General features: G+C 67.6%; 16 protein-coding genes. 6 read left to right on the forward strand and 10 right to left on the reverse strand.

Going from position 1 to position 14368, the window contains the following annotated elements:
* The first annotated feature begins 26 nt into the window (after positions 1–26).
* Positions 27–1019, forward strand: a complete 993-nt coding sequence (gene acuI, locus ACSF9G_RS15410; protein WP_436642973.1) for an acrylyl-CoA reductase (NADPH) — start codon at positions 27–29, stop codon at positions 1017–1019.
* A 222-nt stretch (positions 1020–1241) separates the two neighbouring features.
* Here acuI and ACSF9G_RS15415 read toward each other — a convergent pair whose 3' ends face one another.
* Positions 1242–1814: a PaaI family thioesterase gene (locus tag ACSF9G_RS15415; RefSeq protein WP_436642974.1), complete on the reverse strand. Its 573-nt coding sequence runs from the start codon at positions 1812–1814 to the stop codon at positions 1242–1244.
* 118 nt (positions 1815–1932) lie between these two features.
* Here ACSF9G_RS15415 and ACSF9G_RS15420 point away from each other — a divergent pair, with 118 nt between their 5' ends.
* Positions 1933–2379 carry a MarR family winged helix-turn-helix transcriptional regulator gene (locus ACSF9G_RS15420; protein WP_436642975.1) on the forward strand — a complete coding sequence of 149 codons (447 nt, stop codon included), beginning with the start codon at positions 1933–1935 and terminating at the stop codon, positions 2377–2379.
* Between the two features lie 26 nt (positions 2380–2405).
* Here ACSF9G_RS15420 and ACSF9G_RS15425 read toward each other — a convergent pair whose 3' ends face one another.
* From ACSF9G_RS15425 to ygfZ, 3 genes are all read right to left on the reverse strand, one after another.
* Entirely contained in the window at positions 2406–2930 is a 525-nt protein-coding gene (locus ACSF9G_RS15425) for a tyrosine phosphatase family protein (RefSeq protein WP_436642976.1), read from the reverse strand.
* 115 nt (positions 2931–3045) lie between these two features.
* Positions 3046–3645, reverse strand: coding sequence for a YfbR-like 5'-deoxynucleotidase (locus ACSF9G_RS15430; protein WP_436642977.1), 600 nt, complete (start codon positions 3643–3645; stop codon positions 3046–3048).
* Positions 3642–4574: a CAF17-like 4Fe-4S cluster assembly/insertion protein YgfZ gene (ygfZ, locus tag ACSF9G_RS15435; RefSeq protein ID WP_436642978.1), complete on the reverse strand. Its 933-nt coding sequence runs from the start codon at positions 4572–4574 to the stop codon at positions 3642–3644. Before ygfZ ends, ACSF9G_RS15430 begins: the two co-directional genes overlap by 4 nt.
* A gap of 137 nt (positions 4575–4711) precedes the next feature.
* Between ygfZ and ACSF9G_RS15440 the strand changes: the two genes are divergently transcribed.
* A complete protein-coding gene (locus tag ACSF9G_RS15440; RefSeq protein WP_436643267.1) occupies positions 4712–6046 on the forward strand; it encodes a dihydroorotase in 1335 nt (444 codons plus the stop codon).
* Between the two features lie 81 nt (positions 6047–6127).
* On the opposite strand, the gene ACSF9G_RS15445 is transcribed toward ACSF9G_RS15440, so the two are convergent.
* On the reverse strand, positions 6128–7687 hold the full coding sequence (locus ACSF9G_RS15445) for a hypothetical protein (RefSeq protein ID WP_436642979.1): 1560 nt from the start codon (positions 7685–7687) through the stop codon (positions 6128–6130).
* Positions 7688–8078: 391 nt separating this feature from the next.
* On the opposite strand from ACSF9G_RS15445, the gene ACSF9G_RS15450 reads away from it, so the two are divergent.
* Positions 8079–8840 (forward strand): hypothetical protein, encoded by a 762-nt coding sequence (locus tag ACSF9G_RS15450; protein ID WP_436642980.1) that lies wholly within the window; start codon positions 8079–8081, stop codon positions 8838–8840.
* A gap of 272 nt (positions 8841–9112) precedes the next feature.
* On the opposite strand, the gene ACSF9G_RS15455 is transcribed toward ACSF9G_RS15450, so the two are convergent.
* Entirely contained in the window at positions 9113–9784 is a 672-nt protein-coding gene (locus ACSF9G_RS15455) for a hypothetical protein (RefSeq protein WP_436642981.1), read from the reverse strand.
* A gap of 176 nt (positions 9785–9960) precedes the next feature.
* On the opposite strand from ACSF9G_RS15455, the gene ACSF9G_RS15460 reads away from it, so the two are divergent.
* A complete protein-coding gene (locus ACSF9G_RS15460) occupies positions 9961–10608 on the forward strand; it encodes a LysE family translocator (protein ID WP_436642982.1) in 648 nt (215 codons plus the stop codon).
* A gap of 4 nt (positions 10609–10612) precedes the next feature.
* On the opposite strand, the gene ACSF9G_RS15465 is transcribed toward ACSF9G_RS15460, so the two are convergent.
* Together ACSF9G_RS15465 and ACSF9G_RS15470 are read right to left on the reverse strand one after the other, a co-directional pair.
* A complete protein-coding gene (locus ACSF9G_RS15465; protein WP_436642983.1) occupies positions 10613–11038 on the reverse strand; it encodes a TIGR02301 family protein in 426 nt (141 codons plus the stop codon).
* Between the two features lie 53 nt (positions 11039–11091).
* Positions 11092–11547 (reverse strand): NUDIX hydrolase, encoded by a 456-nt coding sequence (locus tag ACSF9G_RS15470; RefSeq protein WP_436642984.1) that lies wholly within the window; start codon positions 11545–11547, stop codon positions 11092–11094.
* 86 nt (positions 11548–11633) lie between these two features.
* Between ACSF9G_RS15470 and ACSF9G_RS15475 the strand changes: the two genes are divergently transcribed.
* Positions 11634–12392, forward strand: a complete 759-nt coding sequence (locus ACSF9G_RS15475) for an SOS response-associated peptidase (RefSeq protein ID WP_436642985.1) — start codon at positions 11634–11636, stop codon at positions 12390–12392.
* An 84-nt stretch (positions 12393–12476) separates the two neighbouring features.
* On the opposite strand, the gene ACSF9G_RS15480 is transcribed toward ACSF9G_RS15475, so the two are convergent.
* Both ACSF9G_RS15480 and ACSF9G_RS15485 read right to left on the reverse strand, forming a co-directional pair.
* Positions 12477–12914: a GNAT family acetyltransferase gene (locus ACSF9G_RS15480; RefSeq protein WP_436642986.1), complete on the reverse strand. Its 438-nt coding sequence runs from the start codon at positions 12912–12914 to the stop codon at positions 12477–12479.
* 33 nt (positions 12915–12947) lie between these two features.
* The gene (locus ACSF9G_RS15485) at positions 12948–14360 is read right to left on the reverse strand and encodes an FAD-binding oxidoreductase (RefSeq protein ID WP_436642987.1); all 1413 of its coding nucleotides are present in this window, start codon (positions 14358–14360) and stop codon (positions 12948–12950) included.
* Between the last annotated feature and the right edge of the window lie 8 nt (positions 14361–14368).

Raw genomic sequence — 14368 nt, forward strand, 5'->3', positions numbered from 1 at the left:
CGGCAGGTCAGTAGGGAATTTCCGATATGTCAGACCGGTTTCCGGCGATCCTCGTTTCCAAGGAAGGCGAGAAGGGGCAGAAGGTTGATCAGGTCGAGCTCGGGCTCGACGACCTGATGGACGGCGACGTCGTCGTCGCGGTCGATCACTCGACCGTCAACTACAAGGACGGCCTCGCCGTCACCGGCAAGGCGCCGGTGGTGCGCCGCTGGCCGATGATCCCCGGCATCGACTTCGCCGGCACGGTGGACTCCTCGGAAAATCCCGACTTCAAGCCCGGCGACAAGGTCGTTCTCAACGGCTGGGGCGTCGGCGAGACCCATTATGGCGGCTTTGCCGGCAAGGCCCGGGTGAAGGGCGACTGGCTGATCCATCGGCCCGACGGCATGAGCGGCGCCGAGGCGATGGCGATCGGCACGGCCGGCTACACCGCCATGCTCTGCGTCCTGGCGTTGGAACGCCAGGGCGTGACGCCCGACAAGGGCCCGATCGTGGTGACAGGCGCGGCCGGCGGCGTCGGCTCGGTGGCGGTTTCGATCCTGTCGAAGCTCGGCTACGAGGTCGTCGCCTCGACCGGCCGCCCCCAGGAAGCCGAGTATCTGAAGGGTCTCGGCGCCTCCGAGATCATTCCGCGCGACGAGCTCTCCGGCGATCCGCGCCCGCTGAGCAAGGAGCGCTTCGCCGGCGGCGTCGACGCAGTCGGCTCCAAGACGCTCGCCAACGTGCTGTCGATGACCAGGTACGGCGGCTCGGTCGCCGCCTGCGGCCTTGCCGGCGGCATGGACCTGCCGACCTCCGTCGCCCCCTTCATCCTGCGCGGCGTCAGCCTGATCGGCGTCGACTCGGTGATGGCGCCGAAGGCCCGCCGGGTCGAGGCCTACGACCGCCTCGTCCGCGACCTCGACCACGCCAAGATCGCCGCCATGACCACGACGATCGGTCTCGACGGCGTGCAGGCCGCCGCCGCCGACATCCTCGCCGGCAAGATCCGAGGCCGCGTGGTGGTGAAGATCGGCTGAGGACGCCAGCCACCGACGCAGCCGGCCGCCGGCTAGCCGGCTCCAGCCCAGCCGGTCGCCGGCTAAGCCGGCCAGCAGCGAAACCAGCCAACCGCCCGTCATGCCCGGGCGTGACCCGGGCATCTCGTGCCGGCTTCCTGAGGCCGTCTTCCCGAGGCCGATGCCCTGAGAATGCCGGGCCAAGCCCGGCAATGACGTGAGAAGGGGAGAGACGGGGCTTTACTAGATCCGCTCATTCCCGCGAAAGCGGGAATCTGAGGCGGAACGCTCGACGCTTCCGGCTAAACGCGTCTTACCCGTCTTCATCGGGAAGATGATGCAGGTCTCCGAGCCGTGCGCGAGCAGCTTGCCGCCGGCGTCCTTCAGCGTCGCCTCGGACGTGGCGATGCGCCCGCCGCGATGGACGATGACGCCCTCGCAGGTTACCTCGCCCGTATTCGGCATGATCGGCCGGACCAGGTTCACCTTGAATTCCACCGTCGTGTAGGCCTCGCCCGGCTTCATCGTCGTGTGCACCGCGCAGCCGAGGGCGGAATCGAGCAGGGTGCCGGCCCAGCCGCCGTGCACCGTGCCGAGCGGGTTCATGTAGTCGAACGACGGCATGCCCTTGAACACCGCGCGCCCTTCGTCGACCTCGGTCAGGATGAAGCCGAGCGTCTTGCCGATCGGCGGTGGCGGCAGGTCGCCGTCCAGCATCGCGCGCAGCATCGTGAGCCCGTCCATGTCCTTGACCTCGGCGATCGGCAGCACGTCGAACCGGGGGACCGCTGCGATCCGGCTGTAGACTTCCGACATGTTGGCGCGCTCCTTCGGGACTGAATTCCAAGTGTGGACATCGATGATAGATGCATATACAATAAAATCCTCGTCGACAAGGCTATGATCGAGTGGCACTGGCCATGGCATACCTCACATGACAGACCTCAACTGCACCTTCTTCCGGCTGCGCAAGGCGACGCGGCGCATCACCGCGCTCTATGACGACGCCCTCGGAAAGGCCGGCCTGACCGCGACCCAGTTCTCGGTGCTCGCGATGATCGCCACGACCGGCCCGCTGCCGATGTCGGGCATGGCCGAGGCGCTGGGCATGGACGCTTCCACGCTCACGCGCACGATCAGGCCGCTCGTCGAACGCGGCGATGTTTCCGTGTCGGCAGGAGAGGACAAGCGGGTGAAGCAGGTGGCGCTGACCGACAAGGGCCAGGAGACGGTCGCGCGCGCCGTGCCGCACTGGCGCGCGGCGCAGAAACGCGTGGCTCAGGAGCTGGGCGGCGATATCGCCCAGTTGCACGCGCTGCTGACGACGGTCTCGGGAATTCGCGAACCGGAAGAGGATGAGGTGCCGGCGGCGGGTCGCTGACGGCGGGCGCTGACGGGGCGCGCGGGTCAGTCCTCGCGCGGGCCGATATGCAGCGCGAAGGGCACGCCCTCGTAGGCGAAGTCGCCGCGCCCGATCCGTTTCACGGCCCGGCTCATGCGCCCCTGGCGGCCGAGCAGGGCGTCGCCGATCTCCACCAGCCTGGCGTTCGGCGTCGCGGTCGGAGAGGCCTCGCGGATCTGCAGGGCCAGGTCTTCCTCGTCCATCTTCGGATTGAGCGCGCAGGCGCCGATGAAGGCGGCCGCCGTCGAGCGCGAGATGCCGGCGAAGCAGTGCACCACCATCGGACTGTCGCGCTCCCAGGCCTCGACGAAGTCCAGATAGTCCTCGACGTGCCTCTGCGACGGCAGCACCATGCCCTCCATCGCCTCGGTGATGTCGTGCATGGCCAGGAACAGGTGCCGCTCCGGCGCGATCACGGCCGGCCGCGGTACCTCGGTGCCCTCGGTGATCAGCGTCACCAGATGGCTCGCGCCCGTCTTGTCGACGACGCTGGCGATCTTGGCGAGGGAACAGACGTGGATGGCCGGCATGGTACGGTACTCTGGTTGCGATTTGCCCCCTATATGGGCCCGGACGACCCGAGAATCCAGCGTATGAGGTCGATGCGTGGTCCCGGTGGCGGATTCCCGCCGTCTTCCGGGGACGCTAGCCCGAAAGCTGCTTGAACCGCTCCAGGAACCGTGCCTCGGCCTTGGCGACCGGGCGCGCTTCCAGCGAGAACAGGGTCTCCAGCTTTTCCCCGCCGATCCGGCCCGGCCGGCCGAAGAACTTCGTCGCTTCGGCGTGGGAGAAGCCGGCGAGCTGTGTCGCCTCAAGGAAGGCGGCGGCGATGTCGGCGCGCTTGATCGCTTTCTTGACCGGAGCCGGCAGCACCGCCGGCAGGCCGAAGCGCAGATGCACGGCTTCCTGGATGCGGTGCTCCACCGCCTTGTAGTCGTCGCCGAGCACCGCCTTGAACGGGCTGATCATGTCGCCGATCACGTATTCCGGCGCGTCGTGCAGCAGCGCCGCCAGCCGCCAGCGCCGCTCGGTCGTCGCATTGAGCCGCCCGAACAGGTCCTCGACCAGCAGGCTGTGCTCGGCGACCGAGAACGCATGCTTGCCGACCGTCTGGCCGTTCCAGCGCGCGACGCGGGCCAGGCCCAGCGCGATGTCGGCGATCTCGACGTCGAGGGGGGAGGGGTCGAGCAGGTCGAGCCGCCGGCCCGACAACATGCGCTGCCACGCGCGCGCTGCGTCGGTCATGAGGTCGCGCCGGGACGCGCGCCCGCCTGATGCTCACCGGCCTCTTGGTCCCCCGCCGGCCAGTCGAACCCGGCCCAGTCGGGCTTGCGCGGCGTCAGCGTGGCGTCGCCGGCCGTGATCGCGTTGCCGGCCGCGACCGCATCGCCGATCCGGTCGAGCCGCAGCAGCGCCAGTCCCGTGTCGCCGGCCGAAGAGCCCATGGTGCCGACCGCCTTGCCGCCCGCTTCCACCGTCGTCCCCGCTTCCACCGTCGGCCCCGCATCCGGCGCGGCGCCGCTAATCGCCACCGGCACGAAGCGGCTGCGGGCGGTCCCGCGATGCTGCATGCGCGACACCACCTCCTGGCCGACATAACAGCCCTTCTTGAAGTCGACGCCGCCGAGCTGATCCAGATTGGCCTCGTGCGGGAACGCGGCGCTGCTCGCGTAGTCCGCTCCCAGTTCGGCGACACCGAGCGCGATGCGCCGCGCGTGATAGTCGGCTTCGCTCGCGCTCCCGCCTTGCCCGGCGACGGTCTGCGCCTCGGACGCGGGAAGCAGGGCCCGCCAGCCGAGCGCGGCAAGCCGCGGATCGGCGAAGGCGGAGGGGTGCGGCTGCGCGTCGCTATCCCACAGCGCCACCACCGCCATGTCCGGCTGCGCGGCGATCTCGACCTTCGCCCGCAGCTTGTAGAAGGTCAGGCGCTTGGCAAGCTCCGCCACGCTGTCGGCGGGGCAGTCGAGCAGGAACTGGTCCGCGCCGGCGCGGAAGATCATGAATTCAAACAGGATCTTGCCCTGCGGCGTCAGAAGCGCGGCGTTGCGCGCCGTCCCCTCGGCCAGGGTTTCCACGTCGCTGGTGACGAGGCCCTGCAGGAAATCGCGGGCTTCCGGACCGGAAACCGCGATCACGCTGCGGCCGCCGAGAACGGTCGCCTGATGGTCCGACATGTGAACGTTGCCCCTTGCGCTGGTTTTCCGTTTCGCGTTGATACCGTGTACGCCGGTTTCAATCGGCCGGCATGGACATTAGGTATTTCTCGACGGTGGTCGAGGCAAGCAGGCAGGCGGAGGGCCGGGCGGAAGGCATGGGCGCGACATTCGATGTGATCCTCAAGGGCGGGATCGTGGTCAACCATGATGGCGTCGGCGTGCGCGATATCGGCGTCAGCGACGGCCGCATCATGGAAATCGGCGATCTCGGATCGGCCTCGGCCGACGAGACCATCGACTGTTTCGGCCTCACCATCCTGCCCGGCGTCATCGACACCCAGGTGCATTTCCGCGAGCCGGGCGCCGAGCACAAGGAAGACCTGGAATCGGGCTCCCGCGCCGCCGTCCTCGGCGGCGTCACCGCCGTGTTCGAGATGCCCAACACCGATCCGCAGACTGTCAGCGCCGCCGCGCTCGAGGACAAGCTGGAGCGCGCCCGCGGGCGAATGCATTGCGACCACGCCTTCTTCATGGGCGGCACCCGCGAGAACGCCCGCGAACTCGGCGAACTTGAGATGCTGCCCGGCTGCGCCGGCGTGAAGGTGTTCGTCGGCTCCTCCACCGGCACGCTGCTGCTCGAGGACGACGAGGACATCGACATCGTCCTGCGCCATATCCGCCGACGCGCCGCCTTCCATGCCGAGGACGAGCCGCGCCTGCGCGAGCGCGCCGGCCTGCGCGAGCCCGGCAGGCCTGAGAGCCACCCGGTCTGGCGCGACGAGACCGCGGCGATGCTGGCCACGCAGCGGCTGGTGCGGCTTGCCCGCGCCGCCGGCCGGCGCATCCATATCCTGCACATCTCGACGGCCGAGGAGATGGCCTTCCTCGCCCACCACAAGGACGTCGCCAGCGTCGAGGTCACGCCGCACCATCTGACCCTGACCGCCGACAGCTACGCCAGCCTGGGCACCAAGCTGCAGATGAACCCGCCGGTCCGCGATTCACGCCATCGCATCGGGCTGTGGGCGGGTCTCGCCAACGGCACCGCCGACATTCTCGGCTCCGACCACGCCCCGCACACGCTGGAAGAGAAGGCCAAACCCTATCCCGACTCGCCCTCCGGCATGGCCGGCGTGCAGACGCTGGTGCCGATCATGCTCGATCAGGTCAATGCCGGCCGCCTGTCGATCGAGCGCTTCGTTGACATGACCAGCGCGGGTCCCGCGCGGCTGTTCCAGATCGCCTGCAAGGGCCGCATCGCGGCGGGCTACGACGCCGACTTCACCATCGTCGACATGCGTCGCCGTCAGGAGATCACCGACGACTGGATCGCCTCGCGCTGCGGCTGGACCCCCTATGCCGGCCACACCGTGTCGGCCTGGCCGGTCGGCACGATCGTGCGCGGCCGCGTCGTCATGTGGGAGGGCGACCTGCTCGCCCCCGCCACGGGCGCGCCGGTGCGCTTCCTCGAGACCCTGCCCCGAAGCTAGGGACGCTAGGGCCGTTCATGGCATCGATCCTCGTCCGCCCCGGCCGACGGGCCCGAGTGAGCGGCGGTCAATTCCCGACGCTCACTTGTTGGTCTGGGCGTTCTGCAAGAGGAAGCTGATCGTGTGGAGCGGGTCCCAGGCCTGCCCGAACGGCGGCAGCGGCTGGCTCACCCCCAGCGGAAACGCGTTCTGGTGGCACTGCGCGCAGCTCCAGCCCCGCTGGGTGTAGGACTCCAGCGTGGTGTTGATTAGGTTGGTCGTGTTGGAGACCTGCGCCCCGCGCACGCCCGGCCCGAGATCGGGATTGGGCACGTCGATGTTGCGGTTCTGGGCGCCGATCATCTGGTAGTAGAACCAGACGCTTCCCTTGAGCTGCGACCGCCACTTCGCGTTCACGTCCTGCACCTCGGCCGGGATCGGCACCGCCCGGACAACGTTGGTGAGCTGCGGGGCGCCCGGCAGGGCCTGTCCGTCCTTGATCGGCGCCGGCAGGTTGCCGCCGATGCCCGACTGGCATCCGATTCCCAGCGGGCCGCAGATAGCGTAGCCGTTCGGATAGGCCGGCGGGGTCTCGCCGCCCGGGTTGAGCGAGGCGTGCGGGGGAAGCCCGGCCGCGCCGGGCACCTTGTGAGAACTGTACTCGGGCTGCAGGCTGGTGTTGTCGACCTGTTCGAAGGTGGCGCCGATATGCCCGCCGTTCTTGGTGACGCGGTGGATGTGCAGGCCGACGAGGCCGGCGACATAGGGCCCCGCGCAGCTGCCGTCGGGATTCAGGAAGTACGCCGCGCGGCGGTAGAAGCGCTCCGGAACGTCGTCCGCGCCCAGGATCTTCCAGGCAGCCTTCCATTCGACGATCCCCTGGCGGGCATAGTCGGGCAGGTTCCTCAGATACGCCTCCGTGCCGTTCGGCAGCGGCTGGAAGCGTTTGGCCTTGCGCTTGTTTGACGGCGCCGGGGCCTTCCCGCGCTTCTCCACGAACTTGATGTAGCGCGCGACCGCCTTCACCTGCTTGTTGGCGTTGTAGTAGCGGTAGCGGCCGACATACGTGAAGTAGGCCTGGTTCATGCCGACTTCGTAGCGCAGGTAGTTGCCGTTCTGGTCGGTGACCGGGCCGGTCGGGTAGTTGGCCTGGATGAACGGCTGGTTCAGTCCGTCGGAGAAGTCGGAGTAGTTCGTCGAGAAAGAGTTGACCGTCATCGGCTGGCCGATGCCCGGCGTCGCGCAGAGCGACTGTAGGCTCGGCATGTCGTTCCACTTGATCGGCCACTGCTTGGGCTTCACGAAAACCTCGTTCGGCCTTCGATAGCTCTGCCATACGACCGGGCCTTCGGATTCCAGGCCGGCGCCCCAGTGCGCCAGCGTGGCGTTCCGGTCGGGCTGGGCGCGATTGCCGCCGTTCAGCTGCGGCCAGTTGATGGCGACGAAGCTCTCCCACATGAAATCGTAGACCTGCCGCTGGCTGGTGATCGCCTTCGCGGGGCTGGTCGGCAGCGGCTGTCCGACATCGAACGGCATGATCCACGGCATGCTGCTTTCCAGACGCTGCGCGTCGGCGCGCGGCGCGAATGCGGGAAAGGCGGCTATCAGGCCAAGACAGGCAGCGGCGGCCGCAAATCGCGAACGGCGATGGATCATCTTCATCAGGCTCCTCCTGCCGGCACCAAGTCTTCCCCGCGCGCCGATACCGTGATCTCCATGCGGCAAGGCACAAGCATATAATCGTTGATATCGCTGGGCTTTTGGAAATAAAGCCGCCTATTTTTTAAAGCGTGGCCCAATCGTTCCGGGTTGGCAAGCGGTTCGCCGCCTGGTGGTAAAGGCGTCGCGACCGGGTCACGCACGCCTCAACTATCGGTTGCACACGCGTCGCGCGTAGTGCAGGCTTCCGTTAGGGCGTTTGATTGTCACGGCTCGGATTTGGGGGAAGCACGATGGGCCAGAGCGGCAGTCCCATTGATAATCTTACGGGCGGGCGGAACGAATTAGCGCACAGTATATATTTCGTACCACGACTGAAGAGGAACGATCGGAATTGAGAGTTCACCTAAAACAGTCAAGAAGTATTCGGTTATCTGCTCTCGCAGCGTGGCTGATCTGTCTCTCGGTTGGTGTTTTCTTTGCCCCGCCACTGGCAACTTCCGGCAGCGCGGCCGAACGCGATTGCTCGAAGCTCGATGAGATCACTCCGGCGCAAAAGTACCTGCCACGACCGCCAAGGGGGGCGCTCTCAACCGATTTGGTTCTCCTCCGCATCGCCGGGGTCCGCTATGCGATTCCGGAAAATTATTTCGTCTTTCCCCCGGTTGGCTGCGACGCCGATGCGGAGGATTTCCTCATCCGGGCAACCTATCCAGGTCTGGAGGGCGCGACCCCTGAGACACTCGACCTGTTCAGCGGCAGCCTGAACGATCGCACCCTGCAGATACTGGTCAGCGCGAGCCGGCAGACGGGGCACGTGTCCGGGTTCATGTTGTTCTTCCACGCGAAAGACGATCCGGGGGTGGACGACGGGTCGATCTACGGACTCGAGAGGCGTCGGTACACATCCGAGCCAGACTGGGTGTCCACGGAGCACGTCGCGCTCTATCGGAAAAGCGGAGATGAAGTCACCGATTACATCGCATGCCGCCGACACCGCGAGAGTGGAGAATACAGGACATGCAAAATATTCCTTGTAGAACACAATGCACAAATTCAAACGCTGTTCCCTCCCAAATTCCTGTCGGAGTGGCAGGAGATCAAACAATCGGTCCTTACCCTGCTCGACCGATTCATCCGCTCCGCATCAAAATAAACCGGATCTGACAGGAGCCTTCCGATGCCGCTTGGCGCCGTCGTGCCGCTTTCGCCTTGTCTGGGAAGCGCTGTCCGCCGCCGCTGGGGGGCGGCCTGCAGCCGAGCCTCAACATCCCGTCCGAAACCGAAATTCGCAGAGACGGGGATGCGTCTAGAGCCCGACGGCTGGTGCGTTGCCTCGCGTTCGTCCACGTCATTGCCGGGCGCGACCCGGCAATCGCATGCCGATCTCAGGAGCCGCGAGGACAGCGTCCGGGCAGGAGCGCGGGCTCAGTCGCCGGCGACGAAGAAGTGCCAGGTGCCGTCCGGGCCTATGCCGAGCCGGTAGAACATGTAGGCGCCGAATTCCTCCATGCCCTGGCGGTCCTGCGGAGTGATCAGCTTGTAGAGCTCCACTTCCTGCGACGGCGACAGCGAGTCGAGAGGCAGGGCCTGGAAATAGGGCCACACGTACATTTCGTGCGGCGTGCCCTCGTCGAGACGGACGAAGCCCGCTTCCAGGATCTCGATCATGATCGCCAGGATCTCGCGTCCCTCCGGGTCGCCGCCCGCCCCTTTCCAGTATTCGATCGGATCGGTCTCGCCGCCGAAGGAGACGATCGGCGGCAGTTCGTTGGATTCGAGCACGACGCGCATGCGCTCGAGGTCGCCGCTCTGGGCCGCCTCGATGATCTGCTCGCGCATGCGCCTGACCGGCGGCGGCAGCAGCGACCAGTCGTAGAGGACCTGGGGCAGCGCGCCTCCGTCACCCGGGTCCCCGGCCGGCGCGCTAGCCCCGTCCACGGGGCCGTCTTCGGCCGCGCCGTCCTCGACGGGCGCGACCTGGATCGTTTCCGTCTTCACCTTGTTCTGCGCGAACGCTGTCGTGGCGGCCGCCGGCGCGGCCGCAATCGCGGCAGCGAACAGCATGGTGGCCAGGTTTGTCGTCTGATCGGGATGCATGCCGCCATGATCGCCCAGCGGGCGGCCCGGTCAAGTCGCCTTGTTCGCAAGTCATCTCGTTCACCCGATCGCGGTAAAGCGCCTGCCGGCAAAGAGCCTGTTGTGACGGCGGTGCCGACGCCCTAAGAACGAAGGACCAGAGATTTTTTAGGGCCGCGCCGGTAGTCTCGAGGGATATGAACAGTCTGTTGGTCATCCCGGTCGGACTCCTGATTGGCATCGTCGTCTCGGCGCCGGTCGGACCCGTCAACGTCATCTGCATCGGCCGCGCCTTGCATTTCGGCTTCTGGCCGGCGGTGCTGGCCGGCGTCGGCGCGGCGCTGGGCGACGGGCTTCTGGCGCTGATCGCGGCTTTCGGCATCAGCGCCGCGGCCGATGCGGTCACCAGTCACAGCGAGTTCATCAAGCTTGTCGGCGGCTTCATCCTGATCGTGTTCGGCGGGTTCATCATCGCGACGCCGCCACACGGCTCGCCGCGCGCCGCCGCGCATATGGGCGATTCCGCCGTGCGCATCGTGCCGGCGACCTTCCTGATCACCGTGACGAACCCGGGCGCGCTGCTCGGCTTCGTCGGCATCTTCGGTGGGATGATCGGCAACGATCTGCTGCCGGAGGGCGACTATACGGCGGCGGGACTGATGGTTCTGGCTGTCAGCGGCGGCGCGCTGCTGTGGTGGGCCGGGCTCGCCGCCTTCGTCACCCGCATTCGCCACCTGATCTCTGAAAAGACGCTCCGGCGCATCAACATCGTCTCCGGCATCCTGCTCGCCGCCTTCGGCTGCGCGCTGATCCTCGACGTCCTGCTGACTCACATCATTCCGTAGCCCACTACTGCCCGTAGCGGGTGGCGATGCGCTGGGCGATTTCCGCGCCCTCGGCCATGTAGTTGTTGATCACCCAGACGGCGGTCTCGGTGCAGGTGTGATAGGTCTGCTCGAAGCCGCGATAGCCGCGGTTGAAGCTGTCGACCAGCTTGGCGCGCCGCTCCGTGGACGGATTTTCCGCGTCGATCAGCTGCTGCATCATCGTGCGCCAGGTCTGGCCCTCGTCGGCGTCGCAGAGCTGGCGCAGGTAGTGCACGGCGCCGAGGATCTCGGCGAGCCGGTGCATTTCCTTTTCGTAGGGCGGTGCCGTCGGCAGAGTCTGGGCGGTCGCCGGGCCCGATACGGGCGCGAACGCCAGCACCAGTGCCGCCGCCAGGGCGATCACACCGGCGCGCGCGGCATTGCCGAAGGCGGGCTTCCGTTTCTCCATGGACCATATCTAGTCCGCCGCGCCGCCGATCTCAATCGGCTCTCCCCGTGCGGCTATCCACGCGCCAGCAGGTCCGCCGCCTTGGCGACCACCGCCGGCGTGCCGTCGGTCAGGGTCAGCCCGGACAGGTCGTCGGGATGCCGCCAGGCGATTTCCGCGGCTTCCGGGCTGGTTTCGCCGTTGCCGGAGAGCCAGCGCGCGGCAAACGACACGATGACGTAGTGCCGCGCCACCGCGCCGGCCGCGTCATGCTGGATCACCTCGACCACATCGGCGACGCCGAGGATCTCTGCCCTTACCCCCGTTTCCTCGAAAACCTCGCGCGCGGCGGCCGCGCTGAGGGCCTCGCCCGGCTCGACCAGCCCGCCGGGCAGGCTCCAGATGCCGTCGAGCGGCGCCCGGCTGCGGCGGGCAAGCAGCACCTTGTCCTCGCGAAACACCGAGGCCGATACGGCGACGAGCGGCGTCTTCGGATAGGCGCGGGGGTCGGAATCGGTCGAATGCGTCATCGTCTGCAAGATTAGCACGGCGACACGGGCGTTGATGCCATCCCGTCGACTGTGCTTCAAAGCGGCATCGACATGGAGGCAAGCGCATGTGCGGCCGCTACAGCCTGTCCCTGCCGCCGCAGGAGATACGGGCCTTTTTCGGTTTTCCCGAACAGCCCAACTATCCGCCGCGCTACAACATCGCGCCGACCCAGCCGATCGCCGTGGTCCGTCTCGTCCACGGCCAGCGGTCCTTCGCGCTGATGCGCTGGGGGCTGTTGCCCTCGTGGCTGAAGGATCCCAAGGGGTTCCCGACCCTGATCAACGCGCGCGGCGACACGGTGGCGACCAAGCCGGCCTTTCGCGGCGCCATGCGCCATCACCGCTGCCTGATCCCCGCCGACGGGTTCTACGAGTGGCAGAAGACCGATCTCGGCCGCAAGGTGCCGCACCTGATCCGCCGGCCCGACCGTGGCCCCTTCGCCTTCGCGGGGCTGTGGGAAACCTGGCTCGGCGCCGACGGCAGCGAGCTCGACACCGCCACGATCGTCACCACCGACGCCAACAAGACGCTGATGCCGCTGCACGACCGCATGCCGGTGGTGGTGCAGCCGCGCGATTTCGACCGCTGGCTCGACGCCGAGGCCAATGCGCCGAAGGATGTCGCCGATATCCTCGAGCCGGCGCCGGAGGATTACTTCGAGGCCTTCCCGATCTCGACGCGGGTCAATTCGGTGGCCAACGACGATCCGGCCATCCAGACGCCGCTTGCAGAGGCGACGACACCGCCGGCGGAAACGCGCCAGGCGCCGAAGAAGCCGACGAAGAAGGCCGACAAGGACGACGGCCAGATGAACCTGCTGTGAGGCGCCGCCGCCTTGCCCGGTTTCCAGGCCGCCATGCCCGGGACTAGCCCTGAAATGACGGTCTCCTGACGCGGCGGCCGGATATCACGCCGGTTTCTTCGAGGGATCGAGCCACTTCGCCATGTTGACCCGTTCCTCGACGTCGTAGCCGACCGATTTGTAGAATTCGATCACCCTGGCGTTGTCGGTGCGCACCATCAGGTTGAGCTTCCACACGCCCTGGCCGCGCAGCCAGTCCTCGGCCGCGGCCATGATCTCGCGGCCGAGCCCTTCGCCCTGGCGCCGCGGATCGACGCAGACGTAGTAGACGGTGCCGCGGTGGCCGTCGTGGCCGACCATGGCGCTGGCGGCGATGGCCCCGTCGGCGCGGCCGACGAGGATGGTCGAACTCGGCGCCGCGCGGGCGAAGGCGATGTCCGCGCGCGGATCGTTCCACGGCCGCGTCAGGCCGCAGCGCGCCCACAGGTCGGCCACGGCGTCGACATCGGCGTCGGTGATTTCGGTGACGGAGAGCTTGGGCATGGTCGCCTCCCGACGGAAAGGAAGCCGGCGCTTCTACACGACCTTGCCCGGATTGAGAATGCCCTTGGGATCGAGCGTCGCCTTGATGGCGCGCATCAGATCCAGTTCGACCGGGTCCTTGATGTGCTCCATCAGGCCCCGCTTCATGAAGCCTATGCCGTGTTCCGCCGAGATCGAGCCGTTCAGCGCCAGCACGATGTCGTCGATCGCGTCGGTGACCGCGCCCCATTGCGCCATGAAGTCCTCGCGCGCCATGTCCTCGGGCTGCGAGAAATTGAAGTGCAGGTTGCCGTCGCCGATATGGCCGAAGGGCACGGGCCGCACCCCGGGGATCATCGCGCGCACGGCGGAGATGCCGCGCTCCAGCATCTCCGGCACCTTGCCGACCGGCACCGAGACGTCGTTCTTGATCGAGCCGCCTTCCTTGCGCTGCACCTCCGACAGCATCAGCCGGATCTGCCAGAAGGCCTCGGCCTGCGCGACGGAGGCTGCCACCGCCGCGTCGCGCACCGTGCCGGCCTCGAAGGCGTCCTCGAGGATCGCCTGCATCGTCGCGTCGACATCCGCGCCCTTCAGCGGCGAGGACAGTTCCACGAGCACGTACCAGGGATGGGGCTCGGCCATCGGGTCGCGGGAGCCCTCGGCGTGGCGCAGCACGAAGTCGAGCCCGACGCGCGGCAGGATCTCGCAGGCGGTCAGTTGCGTGCCGGCCTTGGCCCGCGCCGTGGCGAACAGCGCCAGCGCGGCGGCGGGGCTGGCGACGGCGGCGAACGCGGTCGCCACCTCGCGCGGCTTGGGGAACAGCTTGAGCACCGCCGCGGTGACGACGCCGAGCGTGCCTTCGGCGCCGACGAACAGGTCCTTCAGGTCGTAGCCGGTATTGTCCTTGCGAAGGCTCCTGAGCCCGTTCCACACGCGCCCGTCTGCGAGCACCACCTCGAGCCCGAGCACCAGGTCGCGGGTGTTGCCATAGGCCAGTACGGCGGTGCCGCCGGCATTCGTCGACAGGTTGCCGCCGATCTGGCAGGAGCCCTCCGAGCCGAGGCTTAAGGGGAACAGCCGGTCGGCCGCGTCGGCCGCCTTGTGGATGTCGTCGAGCACGACGCCGGCCTCGACCGTCATCGTGTCGTTGTCCGGATCGACCGAGCGGATGGCGTTCAGCCGCGACAGCGACAGCACGATCTCGCCGTCATGCGCGATCTGTCCGCCGACCAGCCCGGTATTGCCGCCCTGCGGCACGATCGCCGTGCCGGTCTCGCTGGCGAGCGTCAGGATCGCCGAGACCTCCGCGACCGAGCCGGGCCGCAGCACCAGCGGCGCGCGCCCGCGATACAGGTCGCGCCGCTCGCGCTGATAGGGCTCGATCTCGTGCGTGTCGGTGACGGCGTATCGGTCGCCGACAAGTGCCGCGAAACGGGCGAGCAGGTCTTGGGAAAGGTCGGCCATGGCGCTTC

Origin of the sequence: Microbaculum mangrovi (assembly GCF_051390635.1) — a bacterium.
GTDB lineage: Bacteria > Pseudomonadota > Alphaproteobacteria > Rhizobiales > Tepidamorphaceae > Microbaculum.

Bases quoted from the DNA above. Each gene is read 5' to 3' on its own strand.
- ACSF9G_RS15420 (WP_436642975.1), top strand. From the start codon at position 1,933: ATGACAGACCTCAACTGCACCTTCTTCCGGCTGCGCAAGGCGACGCGG.
- ACSF9G_RS15430 (WP_436642977.1), bottom strand. From the start codon at position 3,645: ATGACCGACGCAGCGCGCGCGTGGCAGCGCATGTTGTCGGGCCGGCGG.
- ACSF9G_RS15455 (WP_436642981.1), bottom strand. From the start codon at position 9,784: ATGCATCCCGATCAGACGACAAACCTGGCCACCATGCTGTTCGCTGCC.
- ACSF9G_RS15445 (WP_436642979.1), bottom strand. From the start codon at position 7,687: ATGAAGATGATCCATCGCCGTTCGCGATTTGCGGCCGCCGCTGCCTGT.
- ACSF9G_RS15465 (WP_436642983.1), bottom strand. From the start codon at position 11,038: ATGGAGAAACGGAAGCCCGCCTTCGGCAATGCCGCGCGCGCCGGTGTG.
- ACSF9G_RS15475 (WP_436642985.1), top strand. From the start codon at position 11,634: ATGTGCGGCCGCTACAGCCTGTCCCTGCCGCCGCAGGAGATACGGGCC.
- ACSF9G_RS15480 (WP_436642986.1), bottom strand. From the start codon at position 12,914: ATGCCCAAGCTCTCCGTCACCGAAATCACCGACGCCGATGTCGACGCC.
- ACSF9G_RS15470 (WP_436642984.1), bottom strand. From the start codon at position 11,547: ATGACGCATTCGACCGATTCCGACCCCCGCGCCTATCCGAAGACGCCG.
- acuI (WP_436642973.1), top strand. From the start codon at position 27: ATGTCAGACCGGTTTCCGGCGATCCTCGTTTCCAAGGAAGGCGAGAAG.
- ygfZ (WP_436642978.1), bottom strand. From the start codon at position 4,574: ATGTCGGACCATCAGGCGACCGTTCTCGGCGGCCGCAGCGTGATCGCG.
- ACSF9G_RS15460 (WP_436642982.1), top strand. From the start codon at position 9,961: ATGAACAGTCTGTTGGTCATCCCGGTCGGACTCCTGATTGGCATCGTC.
- ACSF9G_RS15440 (WP_436643267.1), top strand. From the start codon at position 4,712: ATGGGCGCGACATTCGATGTGATCCTCAAGGGCGGGATCGTGGTCAAC.
- ACSF9G_RS15485 (WP_436642987.1), bottom strand. From the start codon at position 14,360: ATGGCCGACCTTTCCCAAGACCTGCTCGCCCGTTTCGCGGCACTTGTC.
- ACSF9G_RS15425 (WP_436642976.1), bottom strand. From the start codon at position 2,930: ATGCCGGCCATCCACGTCTGTTCCCTCGCCAAGATCGCCAGCGTCGTC.
- ACSF9G_RS15415 (WP_436642974.1), bottom strand. From the start codon at position 1,814: ATGTCGGAAGTCTACAGCCGGATCGCAGCGGTCCCCCGGTTCGACGTG.